Source organism: Micromonospora aurantiaca ATCC 27029 (assembly GCF_000145235.1).
GTDB classification, from domain to species: Bacteria; Actinomycetota; Actinomycetes; order Mycobacteriales; family Micromonosporaceae; genus Micromonospora; species Micromonospora aurantiaca.
The window spans coordinates 6,163,193-6,178,085 of sequence record NC_014391.1; the positions used below are offsets into that span (position 1 = coordinate 6,163,193).

At 69.9% G+C, this 14,893-nt stretch carries 24 protein-coding genes; 1 reads left to right on the forward strand and 23 read right to left on the reverse strand.

The window, feature by feature from the left end; genetic code table 11:
- Positions 1-11: 11 nt before the first annotated feature.
- Positions 12-617: a class I SAM-dependent methyltransferase gene (locus MICAU_RS27390; RefSeq protein ID WP_041799122.1), complete on the reverse strand. Its 606-nt coding sequence runs from the start codon at positions 615-617 to the stop codon at positions 12-14.
- A 125-nt stretch (positions 618-742) separates the two neighbouring features.
- Here MICAU_RS27390 and MICAU_RS27400 point away from each other — a divergent pair, with 125 nt between their 5' ends.
- Complete coding sequence (locus MICAU_RS27400) at positions 743-1,948, forward strand: hypothetical protein (protein ID WP_280512921.1); 1,206 nt, start codon at positions 743-745, stop codon at positions 1,946-1,948.
- Between the two features lie 7 nt (positions 1,949-1,955).
- Here MICAU_RS27400 and truA read toward each other — a convergent pair whose 3' ends face one another.
- The 22 genes from truA to rplN all read right to left on the reverse strand — a co-directional run bounded on the left by truA (position 1,956) and on the right by rplN (position 14,845).
- Positions 1,956-2,789, reverse strand: coding sequence for a tRNA pseudouridine(38-40) synthase TruA (gene truA, locus MICAU_RS27405; RefSeq protein WP_013288610.1), 834 nt, complete (start codon positions 2,787-2,789; stop codon positions 1,956-1,958).
- 70 nt (positions 2,790-2,859) lie between these two features.
- Positions 2,860-3,420 (reverse strand): 50S ribosomal protein L17, encoded by a 561-nt coding sequence (gene rplQ / locus MICAU_RS27410; protein ID WP_013288611.1) that lies wholly within the window; start codon positions 3,418-3,420, stop codon positions 2,860-2,862.
- Between the two features lie 34 nt (positions 3,421-3,454).
- Positions 3,455-4,477 carry a DNA-directed RNA polymerase subunit alpha gene (locus tag MICAU_RS27415; protein ID WP_007073009.1) on the reverse strand — a complete coding sequence of 341 codons (1,023 nt, stop codon included), beginning with the start codon at positions 4,475-4,477 and terminating at the stop codon, positions 3,455-3,457.
- A gap of 95 nt (positions 4,478-4,572) precedes the next feature.
- Positions 4,573-5,199, reverse strand: coding sequence for a 30S ribosomal protein S4 (rpsD, locus tag MICAU_RS27420; protein ID WP_013288612.1), 627 nt, complete (start codon positions 5,197-5,199; stop codon positions 4,573-4,575).
- Positions 5,200-5,213: 14 nt separating this feature from the next.
- Positions 5,214-5,621 carry a 30S ribosomal protein S11 gene (gene rpsK / locus MICAU_RS27425; protein ID WP_013288613.1) on the reverse strand — a complete coding sequence of 136 codons (408 nt, stop codon included), beginning with the start codon at positions 5,619-5,621 and terminating at the stop codon, positions 5,214-5,216.
- Positions 5,622-5,639: 18 nt separating this feature from the next.
- Positions 5,640-6,020 carry a 30S ribosomal protein S13 gene (gene rpsM, locus MICAU_RS27430; protein WP_013288614.1) on the reverse strand — a complete coding sequence of 127 codons (381 nt, stop codon included), beginning with the start codon at positions 6,018-6,020 and terminating at the stop codon, positions 5,640-5,642.
- Positions 6,021-6,231: 211 nt separating this feature from the next.
- Entirely contained in the window at positions 6,232-6,345 is a 114-nt protein-coding gene (gene rpmJ / locus MICAU_RS27435; protein WP_012184307.1) for a 50S ribosomal protein L36, read from the reverse strand.
- A gap of 92 nt (positions 6,346-6,437) precedes the next feature.
- Entirely contained in the window at positions 6,438-6,659 is a 222-nt protein-coding gene (gene infA / locus MICAU_RS27440; RefSeq protein ID WP_007073013.1) for a translation initiation factor IF-1, read from the reverse strand.
- A 232-nt stretch (positions 6,660-6,891) separates the two neighbouring features.
- Positions 6,892-7,437 carry a DUF1707 SHOCT-like domain-containing protein gene (locus MICAU_RS27445; RefSeq protein WP_244879681.1) on the reverse strand — a complete coding sequence of 182 codons (546 nt, stop codon included), beginning with the start codon at positions 7,435-7,437 and terminating at the stop codon, positions 6,892-6,894.
- A 72-nt stretch (positions 7,438-7,509) separates the two neighbouring features.
- Positions 7,510-8,361 carry a type I methionyl aminopeptidase gene (gene map / locus MICAU_RS27450; RefSeq protein WP_013288617.1) on the reverse strand — a complete coding sequence of 284 codons (852 nt, stop codon included), beginning with the start codon at positions 8,359-8,361 and terminating at the stop codon, positions 7,510-7,512.
- A gap of 97 nt (positions 8,362-8,458) precedes the next feature.
- Complete coding sequence (locus MICAU_RS27455; protein ID WP_013288618.1) at positions 8,459-9,112, reverse strand: adenylate kinase; 654 nt, start codon at positions 9,110-9,112, stop codon at positions 8,459-8,461.
- A complete protein-coding gene (gene secY, locus MICAU_RS27460) occupies positions 9,113-10,441 on the reverse strand; it encodes a preprotein translocase subunit SecY (RefSeq protein ID WP_013288619.1) in 1,329 nt (442 codons plus the stop codon). It lies immediately after the preceding gene.
- A gap of 238 nt (positions 10,442-10,679) precedes the next feature.
- A complete protein-coding gene (rplO, locus tag MICAU_RS27465) occupies positions 10,680-11,123 on the reverse strand; it encodes a 50S ribosomal protein L15 (RefSeq protein WP_013288620.1) in 444 nt (147 codons plus the stop codon).
- Positions 11,123-11,305 (reverse strand): 50S ribosomal protein L30, encoded by a 183-nt coding sequence (gene rpmD, locus MICAU_RS27470; protein ID WP_012184313.1) that lies wholly within the window; start codon positions 11,303-11,305, stop codon positions 11,123-11,125. The genes rplO and rpmD overlap by 1 nt, the downstream gene beginning before the upstream one ends.
- Positions 11,305-11,919 (reverse strand): 30S ribosomal protein S5, encoded by a 615-nt coding sequence (rpsE, locus tag MICAU_RS27475; RefSeq protein ID WP_013288621.1) that lies wholly within the window; start codon positions 11,917-11,919, stop codon positions 11,305-11,307. Before rpsE ends, rpmD begins: the two co-directional genes overlap by 1 nt.
- Positions 11,920-11,952: 33 nt before the next feature.
- The gene (rplR, locus tag MICAU_RS27480) at positions 11,953-12,342 is read right to left on the reverse strand and encodes a 50S ribosomal protein L18 (RefSeq protein WP_013288622.1); all 390 of its coding nucleotides are present in this window, start codon (positions 12,340-12,342) and stop codon (positions 11,953-11,955) included.
- Positions 12,339-12,881, reverse strand: a complete 543-nt coding sequence (rplF, locus tag MICAU_RS27485) for a 50S ribosomal protein L6 (RefSeq protein ID WP_013288623.1) — start codon at positions 12,879-12,881, stop codon at positions 12,339-12,341. The genes rplR and rplF overlap by 4 nt, the downstream gene beginning before the upstream one ends.
- Before the next feature lie 16 nt (positions 12,882-12,897).
- Positions 12,898-13,305 carry a 30S ribosomal protein S8 gene (gene rpsH / locus MICAU_RS27490; RefSeq protein WP_013288624.1) on the reverse strand — a complete coding sequence of 136 codons (408 nt, stop codon included), beginning with the start codon at positions 13,303-13,305 and terminating at the stop codon, positions 12,898-12,900.
- Positions 13,306-13,403: 98 nt separating this feature from the next.
- Positions 13,404-13,589 (reverse strand): type Z 30S ribosomal protein S14, encoded by a 186-nt coding sequence (locus MICAU_RS27495; RefSeq protein WP_007073023.1) that lies wholly within the window; start codon positions 13,587-13,589, stop codon positions 13,404-13,406.
- A gap of 1 nt (position 13,590) precedes the next feature.
- The gene (rplE, locus tag MICAU_RS27500) at positions 13,591-14,160 is read right to left on the reverse strand and encodes a 50S ribosomal protein L5 (protein ID WP_013288625.1); all 570 of its coding nucleotides are present in this window, start codon (positions 14,158-14,160) and stop codon (positions 13,591-13,593) included.
- Positions 14,160-14,480, reverse strand: a complete 321-nt coding sequence (rplX, locus tag MICAU_RS27505; RefSeq protein ID WP_013288626.1) for a 50S ribosomal protein L24 — start codon at positions 14,478-14,480, stop codon at positions 14,160-14,162. The genes rplE and rplX overlap by 1 nt, the downstream gene beginning before the upstream one ends.
- The gene (gene rplN, locus MICAU_RS27510; RefSeq protein WP_007465279.1) at positions 14,477-14,845 is read right to left on the reverse strand and encodes a 50S ribosomal protein L14; all 369 of its coding nucleotides are present in this window, start codon (positions 14,843-14,845) and stop codon (positions 14,477-14,479) included. Before rplN ends, rplX begins: the two co-directional genes overlap by 4 nt.
- Positions 14,846-14,893 lie beyond the last annotated feature (48 nt).

The following is a 14,893-nucleotide window of genomic DNA, read 5'->3' on the forward strand; positions in this document are numbered from 1 at the left end:
ACGACACCGGATTACCGGGTGACCCGCAGCACCCGGTAGCCCTTCTGGCTGGCGTGCCGCTCGACCGACCAGCCCTGCTCGACCAGCCAGCGGTGCAGCGAGTCGCCGCCGAGGTGCCGGGCGACGACCAGCCAGGCCACGCCGTCCGGGGCGAGGCGGGGCAGCCAGCGCAGCAGCAGGCCGTGCAGTTCCGGCTTGCCGATGTGGATCGGCGGGTTGGACCAGATCTGGCTGAAGGTGACGTCGTCCGGCAGTTCGTCCGGCGCGACGGCGCGTACCCGGTCGGCGGCACCGACCCTTGCCGCGTTGGCGGTGGTGAGGGCGCGGGCGCGCTCGTTGACGTCCACGGCCCAGACGGTGGCCTTCGGCGCGACAGTGGCGAGGACGCAGGTGATCGGGCCGAAGCCACAGCCGATGTCGAGCAGCGCACCGGTGACGTCGGCGGATGGCAGGTCGGCCTTGCGCAGCAGCACGGCGGTGCCCGGGTCGAGCCGGTCGGCGGAGAAGACGCCGCCGGCCGAGGCGAGCGTGTAGTCGCGCCCGGCGACTGTGAACTCGACCTCGCGGGGGCGGGCCGGGGTCGAGGGCTCAGCTGTGAAGTAGTGGTCGCCGGTCACGCCCGCATTCTCGCACCGGGCCGCAGGGGTTCCGGCGACGGTGTCACGGGCGGGGTCGCACGCCACTCCGCCAGAATTTCCCGATATTACCCCTGAAAGGGACAATCAGCCCTACTCTATGCCACATGGTGTACCGGTACGAGTCCGATGAGGACGCCTTCCTGGAGTACCCGAAGCCCGGGTCGGCCCCGAACGGGCCCGCAGCCACGCCTCCGCCCGCGGGTCCGTCACGCTCCCGCTTCCCCACGCCGTCGCTGCCCCCGCCGCCGCGCCCGCAAGCGGCGCTGCCGCCGACCGGCGCGGCCGAGCAGGCCGACCCCGGCGGGCAGGCGGTGGCGGACGACGCCCGCGCACCCGTTCCCGCGCCACCGGCCCCGGCGCCGACACCGGGACGGCCTGCCCCACCACGGGAGCCCTCCCCGGTGCCGCAGCCCGCGCCGCCCATGCCGGCACCCGTACCGGCGGCGGCGAACCGGCCGACGGTGCCGATCCCGGCCAGCCCCACGGCCCGCGCCGCCGACGTCTCCGAACTGCCCCGGACCCGGCGCGCCGAACGCCGCGGCGGCGGCCGGTTCTGGCAGACGCTCGTCGGCGGCGCCGCCGTACTGCTCCTGCTCTCGCTCACCGGGCTCGCCGTCGCGGCCCTGCTCGACGAACGCACCACCACGCCGCCGGCGGGCCAGCCGACCCCGCAGCCGACCGAGTCGAGCACACCGTCCGGCGGCACCGACCTGGACTCCCGGGACACCGACCAGGCGTCGCTCACCGCCAAGGAGGTCTTCCCGACCAAGGACCTGGTGGTCACCGACGGGAAACCGGCCTACCGGGTGCTGAAGACCCAGGCCAGCACGAAGTGCCAGGTCGCGGCCACCGGCGAGATCGCCGACCTGCTGGTCCGGCTCGGCTGCAACCAGGTGGTGCGGGGCACGCTCCGCTCCCCCGACGGCGACCACCTGATCACCGCCGGTCTGTTCAACCTCACCGACGTGGCCACCGCCCAGCGGGTACGCGACCGCATCCGGCCGCTGCTCGACGCGCGCCAGGGACGGTTCCGTGGCATGGCGGCGGGCGACGACACCGACGCGGTGGAGAAGGCCGCGGCCCGGGTCGCCTGGCAGGTACGCGGACACTACGTCGCCTTCTGCCTGGTCACCCGCGCCGACGGGGAACGCATCCCGAGCGACGACGCGACCGCCCGCGAGATCATGTACGACCTGGTCGAACTGCACCTCAACCGGGGTGTGCTGGAGCGTCGCGCGGCGGCCGGCACGGCCGGGCAGCCCGACGCCGACTCGGCCGAGGACAGCGCCGGTCAGCGGGGCACGGACTGAGCCTGGCTCAGCCCTCGGCCACCGGCACCCGCAACCGGCGGGTCTCCTCGGCGCGGCGGGCGTACTCGGCCGGGTCGCCCGGGTAGCCCACAGCGACCAGGGCGAGGCCGTGCGCGGGCGCCACAGTCACCTCGCTGGAGCGCTCGCGGCGCGTCAGCAGGCCGGCCGGCCACTGGACCGGCCGCCGCCCGTCGCCCGCCACCAGCATCGCCCCGACCAGGCTGCGCACCATGTTCTGGCAGAACGCGTCGGCCTGCACTGTGGCGACCAGGATCCCGTCCGGGTCGCGCCGCCAGTCCAGCCGGGTCACCTCGCGCAGCGTGGTGGCGTTCTCCTTGCGCCGGCAGTACGCGGCGAAGTCGTGCTCGCCCACCAGCCCGGCGGCGGCGGCGTTCAGGGCCGCCAGGTCCAGCGGCTTCGGCCAGGCCAGGGTGTCCCCGCGGCGCAGCGGCTCGGCGCCCCACGGGGCGTCGGTGACCCGGTACTCGTAGCGCCGGAACGTGGCCGAGAACCGGGCGTCGAAGTCGGCGGGCACCTCGGTCATCGCGCGTACCCGGACGTCCGGGGGCAGGAGCCGGGCCAGCCGGCGCAGCAACCGGCCCTCGTGCTCCCGCCACACGGGAGTCGGCAGGTCGAGGTGGCAGACCTGCCCGGTGGCGTGCACCCCGGCGTCGGTACGCCCGGCCACTGTCAGGCCGGTCGCCGTGCCCGCGCCGAGCACCAGGTCCAGCGTCTGCATGAGCACGCCGGCCACTGTGCGCCGGGCCGGCTGGGGCGCCCAGCCGGAGAAGTCGGTGCCGTCGTACGAGACGTCCAGCCGCAGCCGGGTCCGCTCGTCCACCTCGTACCTCCTGTCGACGGCGACGGGCCCGGCACCCCCGAGGGGATGCCGGGCCCGGTCGAGCCTGATGTCAGGCCTTGTCGTTCTCGGTGGCCTCGTCGCTGTCCTCACGGGCGGCGGCGGTGTCACCCGACGCGGAGACCGGCGCCTCGGCGTCCTGGTCACCGGCGCTGGAGCGCGGGGTCTCCTCGGCCGGGGCCAGGGCCTCGACCTTGTCCTGCTGGGCGGCCTTGCGGGCGGCGGTCTTCTTGTTCGCCTTCGGCTCGGCGACCTGAAGCTCCTCCACCAGCTCGATGATCGCCATCGGAGCGGCGTCACCCTTGCGCGGACCGGTCTTCACGATCCGGGTGTAGCCACCGTTGCGGTTGGCGTACCGGGGCGCGATCTGGTCGAACAGGGCGTAGACCACGTCCTTGTCCTTGACGACGCCCAGCACGCGGCGGCGCGAGGCGAGGTCGCCACGCTTGGCCTTGGTGATGAGCTGCTCGGCCAGCGGACGCAGCCGCCGGGCCTTCGTCTCGGTGGTCTGGATCTTGCCGTGCTGGAACAGCGCGGTGGCCAGGTTGGCCAGCATCAGCCGCTCGTGCGCGGGGCTGCCGCCGAGGCGGGGGCCCTTGGTGGGCGTGGGCATGCTTGGTGCTCCTCAGGTGTGGCGGCAGCGCGGACTAGAGCTGCTCGGTCTCGCGGTAGTCGTCGGTGTCGTAGTCCGCCTCGCCGAAGGCGTCCACGACGTGCGCCGGGTCGAAGTTCGGAGCCGAGTCCTTCAGCCCCAGGCCCATCCCGGCGAGCTTCATCTTGACCTCGTCGATCGACTTCTGACCGAAGTTGCGGATGTCGAGGAGGTCGGCCTCGGTACGCCCGATGAGCTCACCAACGGAGTTGATGCCCTCGCGCTTGAGGCAGTTGTAGGAGCGGACGGTGAGGTCCAGCTCCTCGATCGGCAGGGCCAGGTCCGCCGCCAGCTGGGCGTCCTGCGGGGACGGCCCGATGTCGATGCCCTCGGCGGTCTCGTCCAGCTCCCGGGCCAGCCCGAACAGCTCCACCAGCGTCGAACCGGCCGAGGCCAGCGCGGTACGCGGGCCCATCGACGGCTTGGTCTCGACGTCGATGATGAGCCGGTCGAAGTCGGTCCGCTGCTCGACACGGGTCGCCTCGACCCGGTACGTCACCTTGAGCACCGGCGAGTAGATCGAGTCGACCGGGATCCGGCCGATCTCGGCGCCCGCCTGCTTGTTCTGCGCCGCGGTGACGTAGCCGCGACCCCGCTCGACGGTCAGCTCCATGTCGAGCCGGCCCTTGCCGTTGAGGGTGGCGAGCTTCAGGTCCGGGTTGTGCACCGAGACACCGGCCGGGGGCTGGATGTCACCGGCGGTCACGTCGCCCGGGCCCTGCTTGCGCAGGTACATGCTGACCGGCTCGTCGTGCTCGGAGCTGACGCACAGCTCCTTGATGTTCATGACGAGCTCGACCACGTCCTCCTTGACGCCGGGGATCGTGGTGAACTCGTGCAGCACACCGTCGATCTTGATCGAGGTGACCGCCGCACCCGGGATCGAGGACAGCAGCGTACGCCGCAGCGAGTTGCCCAGCGTGTAGCCGAAGCCGGGCTCCAGCGGCTCGATGGTGAACCGGGAGCGGGTCTCGTTGATCGACTCTTCGGAGAGAGACGGTCGCTGGCTGATGAGCATCTTTTCTCTTCTCTTCCGGGGCGCCCGCTATTTGACGCCCACGACACAACTGTTCCGGTGGCCCGCCCCGGAGGACGGGCCACCGCAACGAGCCCTTACTTGGAGTAGAGCTCGACGATCAGCTGCTCCTGGACCTGGGTGTCGATCACCTGGCGGGCCGGGAGCGAGTGCACGAGGATCTTCATCTGGCTCGGGATCGCCTCCAGCCACGCCGGAACGGTCCGCGAGCCGGCCTCACCCTGCGCCACGAGGAACGGGGTGAGCTCCTTGCTCTTGGCACGCACCTCGATGATGTCGTGCTCCTTGACGCGGTACGACGGGATGTCGACCTTCTTGCCGTTCACCGTGAAGTGGCCGTGCTTGACCAGCTGACGGGCCATGTCCCGGGACTTGGCGTAGCCGGCCCGGTAGACCACGTTGTCCAGCCGCGACTCGAGGATCTGCAGCAGGACCTCGCCGGTCTTGGCCTCCTTGCTCACGGCCTCTTCGTAGTAGCCGCGGAACTGCTTCTCCAGCACGCCGTAGACACGACGGGCCTTCTGCTTCTCACGGAGCTGGAGCAGGTACTCCGTCTCCTTCGTGCGGCCGCGGCCGTGCTGCCCGGGCGGGAACGGCCGGGACTCGAACGGGCACTTCGGACCATCGCACTTGCTGCCCTTGAGGAACAGCTTCATCTTCTCCCGCCGGCAACGGCGGCAGTCAGCACCGGTGTAACGAGCCATCTCTCTCTAACCTCTCAGACCCGGCGACGCTTCGGCGGACGGCACCCGTTGTGCGGCTGCGGCGTGACGTCGGAGATCTGCCCGACCTCGAGACCGACTGCCTGCAGCGAACGGATGGCGGTCTCCCGGCCGGAGCCGGGGCCCTTGACGAACACGTCGACCTTGCGCATGCCGTGCTCCATCGCGCGGCGCGCGGCGGCCTCGGCGGCGAGCTGCGCGGCGAACGGAGTCGACTTGCGGGAGCCCTTGAAGCCCACCTGGCCGGAGGAGGCCCAGGAGATGACCGCACCGGTCGGGTCCGTGATGGACACGATGGTGTTGTTGAAGGTGCTCTTGATGTGCGCCTGCCCGTGGGCGACGTTCTTGCGTTCCTTGCGCCGGACCTTCTTGACGGCGGCTCCGGCACGAGCCTTCGGTGGCATAAGTCTGTGCGCTCCTAGTTACTTCTTGCCGGGCTTCTTCTTGCCGGCCACGGTCCGCTTCGGGCCCTTCCGGGTCCGCGCGTTGGTCTTGGTGCGCTGGCCACGCACGGGCAGACCGCGGCGGTGCCGGATACCGGCGTAGCAGCCGATCTCGACCTTGCGGCGGATGTCAGCGGCGACCTCGCGGCGCAGGTCGCCTTCAACCTTGTAGTTGCCCTCGATGTGGTTCCGGAGCTCGACGAGCTCCTCGTCCGTGAGGTCCCGAACGCGCTTGTCCGGCGAGATGCCGGTCGCGGCGAGCGTCTCCAGGGCGCGGGTGCGACCGACCCCGAAGATGTAGGTGAGCGCGATCTCCATCCGCTTCTCGCGGGGGAGATCCACGCCGACTAGACGTGCCATGTGCGGGCGTACTCCTCGTGATGTTGTGGCGGAGGTGTGGACCCGTCCCACCCCGCTACCGGCCGTCCCTGTCCTTCCGGCGTCAAGAACGCCGGCGACCGGGATCGGTCGCTGCCCGAGCGGGCCCCGGCCTCCGACCGGGGGTCAACCACGAGGGGGTACGCGCTGCGCATCCGACCGCGGCTGGGACGAGCTGATGATGTGTGGGGCGTCAGCCCTGGCGCTGCTTGTGGCGCGGGTCGGTGCAGATGACCATGACCCGGCCGTGCCGGCGGATCACCCGGCACTTGTTGCAGATCCTCTTGACGCTCGGCTTGACCTTCACGGTTGCCTTACTTCCCATCTGGCCCGGACCCGCGACACAGCGCGACCCGGACGTCGAAGACGGACACGGAAACGTCCCGGCCGCCGTCAGGCTTACTTGTAGCGGTAGACGATGCGCCCGCGGGTCAGGTCGTACGGCGAGAGTTCGACGACGACCCGGTCCTCCGGCAGGATGCGGATGTAGTGCTGCCGCATCTTGCCGCTGATGTGAGCCAGCACCTTGTGACCGTTCGCGAGCTCCACCCGGAACATGGCGTTCGGCAGGGGCTCGATGACCCGACCCTCGATCTCGATGGCTCCGTCTTTTTTCGGCATGTCCTCCGCTGTCCTGACGTCGGTTACTCCGGACGGCCCACAACGTCTTACACGGGTGATCTGACCAAGATCAGGAAACCCGCGCCAGCCGCGGCTCCGACTCCCACCGAAGCGCAGGGTGGGCATGGCGGAGTGGACGCTGTGCGCCGATCAGAAAGTGTACGCCGACCCGTACGTACTCGCCAAACCGACCGGCGCGACAGTCACCCGGACGGCTCGGATATGACGCAGGTCACGTCTCCGGAAGCTCGCGCTTCGCCCGCCGGCGGGCTTCCCGCTCGACCTGCTTGCGCCGCCGGCGTTCGGCGTCCTTCTCCGGCACTCCGGTGGCCAGCCCCTGCGCGGTCTGGTAGAGCAACACGGCGCCCCACGGGCCGAGCACCCAGAGCGGCCAGTAGTCGTCGAACTCGAACTCGCCCTCAGCCAGCTGGGAGACGAACCAGATCGCGGTGAGGATCAGGGCCACCTTGAGCCACGGCCCCCAGAGCCCCAGCAGCCAGGCGCTGCGCGCCCCGCTCACGGCCTCCGTGCCCGGGACCGCGACCCCGCCCTCCCCGGCCGCGCGAGGCGCCGGCAGGGGGCGCCCGGCCGGGCCGGCGCCGGGCAGGTCGGTCAGCAGCTCGTCCAGCTCGCCGTAGGTCTTCGACCCGTACGCCCGGCGCAGCCGGTCGTCGTACTCGTGCAGGTCGAGCCGGCCCTCGTTCAACGCCGCCCGGAGTCGCTCCGCGGTGGCCTCACGGTCCGCGTCGGCCGCCCGCATGCGGTTGCGCTCCTCCATGGGAGCAAGCATGTCACCCGATCGCCAGCCCGGCACGGCGTGGCCGGTCATCCGGCGCGGCCGGGGCCCCGATCAGGCCGGGGAGTCCACCGACGTCTGCCGCTTGGTCACCAGGTCGCCCAGGCGGGCCCGTCCGCCGTCCTCGGCGGTCAGCACCCACACGCCGTCGTCCAGCAGCGCCATCGAGTGCTCGACGTGCACCGCCATCGACCCGTCCCGGGTCACCACGGTCCAGCCGTCGGACAGCTCGACGGTACGCGGCGAGCCCATCGTGATCATCGGCTCGATCGCGAGCGCCAGGCCCGGCACCAGGCGCGGCCCCTTACCGGGACGCCCGTGGTTGAGCACGTGCGGGTCCTGGTGCATCTCGGTGCCGATGCCGTGGCCGCCGTAGCCGTCGACGATGCCGTACCGGCCGCCCTTGCGGACCGCCGTCTCGACCGCGTGGGAGATGTCGGTGAGCCGGCCCTTGCCGGAGGCCGCACCGCGCGCCGCGGCGGCGATCCCGGCCCACATGGCGTCCTCGGCCACCGCCGTCATCCGCAGCAGCGCCGGGTCGACCTCGCCGACCGGCACCGTGACCGCCGCGTCGCCGTGCCAGCCGTCCAGCACCGCGCCACAGTCGATCGAGATCAGGTCGCCCTCGCGCAGCACCTGCTCGGCCGACGGGATGGCGTGCACCACCTGCCGGTTGACCGAGGAGCAGATCGACGCCGGGAAGCCGTGGTAGCCCTTGAACGACGGCACGGCGCCCGCCTCGCGGATGGTCGACTCGGCGATCGCGTCCAGGTCGGCCGTCGACACGCCCGGCGCCACCGCCTCCCGCATCCGGCGCAGGGCACGGGCGACGACCAGACCGGCGGCCCGCATCAGCTCGATCTGCTCGGGGGTCTTCAGCTGGATGTCCAGCTGGGGACGGCGCATGGTGGTGGTTACCTTTCGTCACGCGTACGCGGAGCAGCGGGGCACGTCGCACGTACCCCGCTGTTCGCACTCTATCCGCCGGGTGGCGGGTGGGACCTCAGCCGCCGTACGAGCGCAGCGCGTCGATGGCGCGGACGGTGACGTCCTCCACCGGGCCGGTCGCGTCGATGCCGACCAGCTTGCCCTGGGCGCCGTAGTAGTCCACGAGCGGCGCGGTCTTCTCGGCGTACTCCCGCAGCCGGGCGGCGATGGTCTCCGGCTTGTCGTCGTCGCGCTGGAACAGCTCGGCGCCGCAGCGGTCGCAGACGCCCTCCCGGCTCGGCGAGTCGAACTCGACGTGCCAGATCTTGCCGCAGCCGCGGCAGGTGCGCCGGCCGGACAGCCGCCGGATCACCTCGTCGTCGTCGACGACCAGCTCCAGCACCAGGTCCAGCGCGGTGCCGAGGTCGGCGAGGAGCTTGTCCAGCGCGGCGGCCTGCGGCGTGGTCCGCGGGAAGCCGTCGAGCAGGAAGCCCTCGCTCGCGTCCGGCTCGGCGAGCCGGTCCCGCACCATGTTGATGGTGACCTCGTCCGGAACCAGCTTGCCGGCGTCCATGTACCGCTTGGCCTCGACGCCCAGCGGCGTGCCCTGGGAGACGTTCGCCCGGAAGATGTCACCGGTCGAGATCTTCGGCACCGAGAGGTGCGCGGCGACGAACTCCGCCTGTGTGCCCTTGCCCGCGCCCGGCGGGCCAACCAGAACGAGTCTCATCTACCGCAGGAACCCTTCGTAGTTCCGCTGCATGAGTTGGCTCTCGATCTGCTTCACGGTCTCCAGACCGACGCCGACCATGATGAGCACAGCGGTGCCGCCGAACGGGAAGTTCTGGAACTGCTGGTTGTCGAGCCAGATGAAGAAGAAGTTCGGCAGGATCGCGACGATGCCCAGGTAGAGCGCGCCCGGCAGGGTGATCCGGCTGAGGATGAAGTCGAGGTACTCGGCGGTCGGCTTGCCGGGGCGGATGCCCGGCACGAAGCCGCCGTACTTCTTCATGTTGTCCGCGACCTCGGTCGGGTTGAACGTGATCGACACGTAGAAGTACGTGAAGAAGATGATCAGCAGGAAGTAGATCGCGATGTGCTCCGGCGCGCTCGCCTTCACGATGTGGTTCTGGATCCACGCCTGGACCTTGCCCGGGTCGTTCTGATCGAAGAACTGGAGCGCGAGCTGCGGCAGGTAGAGCAGCGACGAGGCGAAGATGACCGGGATGACGCCCGCCTGGTTCACCTTCAGCGGGATGTAGGTCGACGTGCCGCCGTACATCCGCCGGCCGATCATGCGCTTGGCGTACTGCACCGGGATGCGGCGCTGCGCCTGCTCGATGAACGTGACAGCGGTGATGACCACCAGCACCAGGGCGATGACGAGGAGGAACATCCCCCAGCCCTTGGTGGTCTTGATCTTCCAGCCCTCGCTGGGGAGGCGGGCCGCGATCGAGGTGAAGATCAGCACGGACATGCCGTTGCCGACGCCCCGGTCGGTGATCAGCTCACCGAGCCACATCACCACGCCGGTGCCGGCGGTCATGGTCATGACCAGGATGCTCAGGGTCAGCCAGTTCGGGATGCCAGTGCCCTCGGGCACGATCGGGAACTGGTCGCACTGGTTGTTGAACAGCTGCCCGGAGCGGGCCAGCGCCACGAACGCCGAGGCCTGGAGGACACCCAGGCCCAGCGTCAGGTAGCGGGTGTACTGCGTGATCTTGGCCTGCCCGGCCTGGCCCTCCTTGCGGAGCTGCTCCAGGCGCGGGATCACCACCGTCAGCAGCTGAAGGATGATCGACGCGGTGATGTAGGGCATGATGCCCAGCGCGAAGACCGAGAGCTGGAGCAGCGCGCCACCGGAGAAGAGATCCAGCAGGTTCAGCACACCCGTGCTGCCACCCTGGATCGTGTCGAGGCACTTCTGCACGTTGCCGTACGAGACGCCCGGGCTGGGCAGCGTGGCGCCCAGCCGGTAGACCGCGATGATGCCTACTGTGAACAGCAGCTTCTTGCGCAGGTCAGGCGTACGGAACGCACTGAGAAAGGCGGACAGCAACTTCTTCCTCCTGCGCGACGCGGGCCGCCGGTGACGAGTCCCTGGCGGGGCGGGGTGTGGTGCCGGACGGAGTGTCCGGAATCCATGGCTGGGAACGGACTCTAACAGCCCGGTCCCGGTCCGGGCAGATGCGCCCGGCTACATAAACCGAATCCGATGTTACCCGGCGCACACGTGGCCGGTAGACCATGGCGCCCGCCCAGTCGCGAACAACTGAGCGGGCGCCATGAACATCGTCTTACAGCTCGGTGACCGAGCCACCGGCGGCGGTGATCTTCTCCTTGGCCGACGCGCTGAACGCGTGCGCCGACACCTGGAGGGACACGCCGCCGAGGTCGCCGGTGCCGAGCACCTTGACCGGGTGACCCTTGCGGACCGCGCCGGCCTCGACCAGCTCGACCGGGCCGACCTGGCCGCCGTTCGGGAACAGCTCGGCCAGCCGGTCCAGGTTGACCACCTGGAACACGACCTTGAACTTGTTCTTGAAGCCCTTCATCTTCGGCAGGCGCATGTGGATGGGCATCTGCCCACCCTCGAACGCCGCCGAGATGTTCTTGCGGGCCTTGGAACCCTTGGTACCGCGACCGGCCGTCTTGCCCTTCGAGCCCTCACCGCGACCCACACGGGTCTTGTCGGTCTTGGCGCCGGGAGCCGGACGCAGGTGGTGCACCTTGATCGTCATTACTCGACCTCCTCGACCTTCACGAGGTGGTTGACCGTGAAGATCATGCCGCGGATCTCCGGCCGGTCCTCCTTGACCACCACGTCGTTGATCCGCTTGAGACCGAGGGAACGCAGCGAGTCACGCTGGTTCCTCTTGGTCCCGATCTCGGACCGGACCTGGGTGACCTTCAGGCGTGCCATCAGGACGCCACCCCCGCCCGCGACGCCAGCATGGCGGCCGGCGCGACGTCCTCGACCGGCAGACCACGACGGGCCGCGACCTGCTCCGGGGACTCGAGCCCCTTCAGGGCCGCCACCGTGGCGTGCACGATGTTGATCGGGTTGGACGAGCCGAGGCTCTTGGAGAGCACGTCGTGGATGCCCGCGCACTCCAGCACGGCACGCACCGGGCCACCGGCGATGACGCCCGTACCGGCGGAGGCCGGCTTGAGCAGCACCACACCGGCGGCGTCCTCGCCCGTGACCGGGTGCGGGATCGACTGACCGATCCGCGGCACCTTGAAGAAGTGCTTCTTGGCCTCCTCGACACCCTTGGCGATCGCCGCGGGCACCTCCTTGGCCTTTCCGTAGCCCACACCGACGGTGCCGTCGCCGTCGCCCACGATCACCAGGGCGGTGAAGCTGAAGCGACGACCACCCTTCACGACCTTGGCGACGCGGTTGATCGCGACGACCCGCTCGAGGTGCGGGGTCTTCTCGACGGGCGCGTTTCCGCGGCCGCCCTCACGGCGGTTGTCGCGGCGACCACCCTCGTTGCCACCGGACCCGCCGCCACGGCGCTGTTGACCTGGCATCAGCAGCCTTCCTTCTCTCTCGTGACGGGGTTTCTAGAACTCGAGCCCGGCTTCGCGGGCGGCGTCGGCAAGCGCGGCGACACGCCCCGCGTACCGGTTGCCACCGCGGTCGAAGACGACCTTCGAGACGCCGGCGGCCTTGGCGCGCTCGGCGAGCAGGGCGCCGACCTTGCCGGCCAGGGCGCTCTTGTCGCCCTCGGCGCCGCGCAGCGAGGCGTCCATGGTCGAGGCCGACGCCAGGGTGTGACCCTTGGTGTCGTCCACGACCTGGGCCACCACGTGGCGCAGGGAGCGGGTGACGACCAGGCGGGGACGCTCGGCGGTGCCGCTGACGTTCTTGCGGACCCGGAAGTGCCGACGCGCACGCCCGACGGCACGCTTGGCGGCGACGCCGCGGCGGCGCTTGAGCAGCGTGGCGCTCACTTCTTACCTGCCTTTCCAGCCTTGCGGCGGATGACCTCGCCCTGGTACTTCACGCCCTTGCCCTTGTAGGGCTCCGGCGGACGGATCTTCCGGATGTTGGCGGCGACCTCGCCGACCTGCTGCTTGTCGATGCCGGCCACGTGGAACAGCGTCGGCTTCTCGACCGTGAAGGTGATGCCCTCCGGCGCCGGAACCAGGACCGGGTGCGAGAACCCGAGCGCGAACTCCAGGTCCTTGCCCTTGGCGGTCACGCGGTAACCGGTACCGGCGATCTCCAGGCTCTTGCGGTAGCCCTCGGTGACACCGACGATCATGTTGGCCACCAGCGTACGGCTCAGGCCGTGCAGCTCCTTGGCCTTGCGCTCGTCGTTGGGCCGGTTGACGTGCAGCTCGCCGTCCTCGCCCCGCTCCGCCGTGATCGGCTCGGCCAGCACGTGGCTCAGCTCGCCCTTGGGGCCCTTGACCTTGACGGTCCGGCCGTCGATCGTGATGTCGACGCCGGCAGGCACCGGGATCGACTTACGTCCAATACGCGACATTTCTACCTGTCTCCCGTTACCAGACGAAGGCGAGGACTTCCCCGCCAACGCTCCGCTTGCGGGCCTGCCGGTCGGTGAGCAGCCCCTGGGACGTCGAAATGATCGCCACGCCCAGCCCGCCGAGCACCCGCGGGAGCCCGTCCGACTTGGCGTACACCCGGAGACCGGGCTTGGACACGCGCTTGATGCCGGCCAGGCTCCGCTCGCGGTTCTGGCCGTACTTCAGCTCGACGACCAGTCGCTTGCCGACGGCGCCCTCCTCGGGCTCCTCGACCGACCATGTGGCGATGTAACCCTCGGCCTTGAGGACCTCGGCGATGTTCGCCTTGATCTTCGAGTAGGGCATCGTCACCCGGTCGTGGTACGCCTGGTTGGCGTTACGCAGACGCGTGAGCATGTCTGCGATCGGGTCGGTCATCGTCATGAAAACTCGTCAACCTTTCTCGCCGGGGTTCCCCGGGCCAGGCCCGGGGCCTACGGCGAAGAGACAGTTCAGCTGACGCGCCGGAGCGCGCCGGGCTATTACCAGGAAGCCTTGGACACGCCGGGCAGCTCACCGCGGTGGGCCATCTCCCGGATGCACACCCGGCAGAGACCGAACTTGCGGTAGACCGCCTTCGGACGCCCGCACCGCTGGCAGCGGGTGTACGCGCGAACCGAGAACTTCGGCTTCGCGGCCGCCTTGAGGATCAGCGCCTTCTTGGCCATCTCAGTTCTCCTTGAACGGGAAGCCCAGGAGCTTGAGCAGCGCCCGGCCCTCGTCGTCGGTCGTGGCGGTCGTGACCACCGTGATGTCCATGCCCCGCTGGCGATCGATCTTGTCCTGGTCGATCTCGTGGAACACCGACTGCTCGGTCAGGCCGAACGTGTAGTTGCCGTGCCCGTCGAGCTTGCGCCCGTCCAGGCCGCGGAAGTCACGGATACGCGGCAGCGCGATGGAGAGCAGCCGGTCCAGGAACTCCCACATCCGGTCGCCGCGCAGGGTGACCTTCGCGCCGATCGGCATGCCCTCGCGGAGCTTGAACTGCGCGATGGACTTGGTGGCCCGCCGGACCTGCGGCTTCTGGCCGGTGATGGTGGCCAGGTCGCGGACGGCCCCGTCGATCAGCTTGGCGTCGCGAGCGGCCTCGCCGACACCCATGTTGACGACGATCTTGACCAGCCGCGGAACCTGCATCGGGTTGGCGAACTCGAACTGCTTCTGCAGCTCGCCCACGATCTCGTTGCGGTACCGCTCCTTGAGGCGCGGCAGGGTCTTGGTTTCGGTAGCCGTGGTCATCAGAGGTCCTTACCGGTGCTACGCGCGATGCGGACCTTCTGGCCGTTGTCGTCGATCCGGTAGCCGACGCGGGTCGGCTTGCCGTCGGAGTCCAGGACCATCACGTTCGAGACGTGGATCGGGGCCTCCTGGGTGACGATGCCACCGGTCTTGGCGCCACGCTGGGTGGTGCTGATGCGGGTGTGCTTCTTGACCCGGTTCACGCCCTCGACCAGGACCTTGTCCTGCCGCGGGTAGGCCGCGATGACCTTGCCCTTGGCACCCTTGTCCTTGCCGGCGATGACGACGACCGTGTCGCCCTTCTTGACCTTCACGGTCACAACACCTCCGGCGCGAGAGAGATGATCTTCATGAACCGCTTGTCCCGCAGCTCCCGGCCCACCGGGCCGAAGATGCGGGTACCGCGCGGATCCCCACCGTCCTTGATGATGACGGCGGCGTTCTCGTCGAAGCGGATGTACGACCCGTCCGGCCGCCGCCTCTCCTTGGCGGTCCGAACGACGACGGCCTTGACGACGTCGCCCTTCTTCACACCGGCACCGGGGATCGCGTCCTTGACGGTCGCCACGATGACGTCGCCGATGCTCGCGTAGCGCCGACCGGAGCCGCCGAGCACCCGGATGCACAGGATCTCCCGGGCACCCGTGTTGTCGGCGACGCGCAGTCGCGACTCCTGCTGAATCACGTCTATCTCCTATGTCTGCCGGTTCTCCGGCCGCTCGGGGCGGCCGGA

Coding starts and splice junctions, on each gene's coding strand:
- map (WP_013288617.1), bottom strand. CDS start 8,361: ATGCGCCGTCCCCAGCTGGACATCCAGCTGAAGACCCCCGAGCAGATC.
- rpsD (WP_013288612.1), bottom strand. CDS start 5,199: ATGGCTCGTTACACCGGTGCTGACTGCCGCCGTTGCCGGCGGGAGAAG.
- rplF (WP_013288623.1), bottom strand. CDS start 12,881: ATGTCGCGTATTGGACGTAAGTCGATCCCGGTGCCTGCCGGCGTCGAC.
- rpsE (WP_013288621.1), bottom strand. CDS start 11,919: ATGCCAGGTCAACAGCGCCGTGGCGGCGGGTCCGGTGGCAACGAGGGT.
- rpsM (WP_013288614.1), bottom strand. CDS start 6,020: ATGGCACGTCTAGTCGGCGTGGATCTCCCCCGCGAGAAGCGGATGGAG.
- MICAU_RS27445 (WP_244879681.1), bottom strand. CDS start 7,437: ATGGAGGAGCGCAACCGCATGCGGGCGGCCGACGCGGACCGTGAGGCC.
- rplQ (WP_013288611.1), bottom strand. CDS start 3,420: ATGCCCACGCCCACCAAGGGCCCCCGCCTCGGCGGCAGCCCCGCGCAC.
- rpsK (WP_013288613.1), bottom strand. CDS start 5,621: ATGCCACCGAAGGCTCGTGCCGGAGCCGCCGTCAAGAAGGTCCGGCGC.
- MICAU_RS27415 (WP_007073009.1), bottom strand. CDS start 4,477: ATGCTCATCAGCCAGCGACCGTCTCTCTCCGAAGAGTCGATCAACGAG.
- rplE (WP_013288625.1), bottom strand. CDS start 14,160: ATGACCACGGCTACCGAAACCAAGACCCTGCCGCGCCTCAAGGAGCGG.
- rpsH (WP_013288624.1), bottom strand. CDS start 13,305: ATGACGATGACCGACCCGATCGCAGACATGCTCACGCGTCTGCGTAAC.
- infA (WP_007073013.1), bottom strand. CDS start 6,659: ATGCCGAAAAAAGACGGAGCCATCGAGATCGAGGGTCGGGTCATCGAG.
- rpmD (WP_012184313.1), bottom strand. CDS start 11,305: ATGGCACGCCTGAAGGTCACCCAGGTCCGGTCCGAGATCGGGACCAAG.
- MICAU_RS27495 (WP_007073023.1), bottom strand. CDS start 13,589: ATGGCCAAGAAGGCGCTGATCCTCAAGGCGGCCGCGAAGCCGAAGTTC.
- MICAU_RS27455 (WP_013288618.1), bottom strand. CDS start 9,112: ATGAGACTCGTTCTGGTTGGCCCGCCGGGCGCGGGCAAGGGCACACAG.
- MICAU_RS27400 (WP_280512921.1), top strand. CDS start 743: ATGGTGTACCGGTACGAGTCCGATGAGGACGCCTTCCTGGAGTACCCG.
- rplO (WP_013288620.1), bottom strand. CDS start 11,123: ATGACGATCAAGGTGCACCACCTGCGTCCGGCTCCCGGCGCCAAGACC.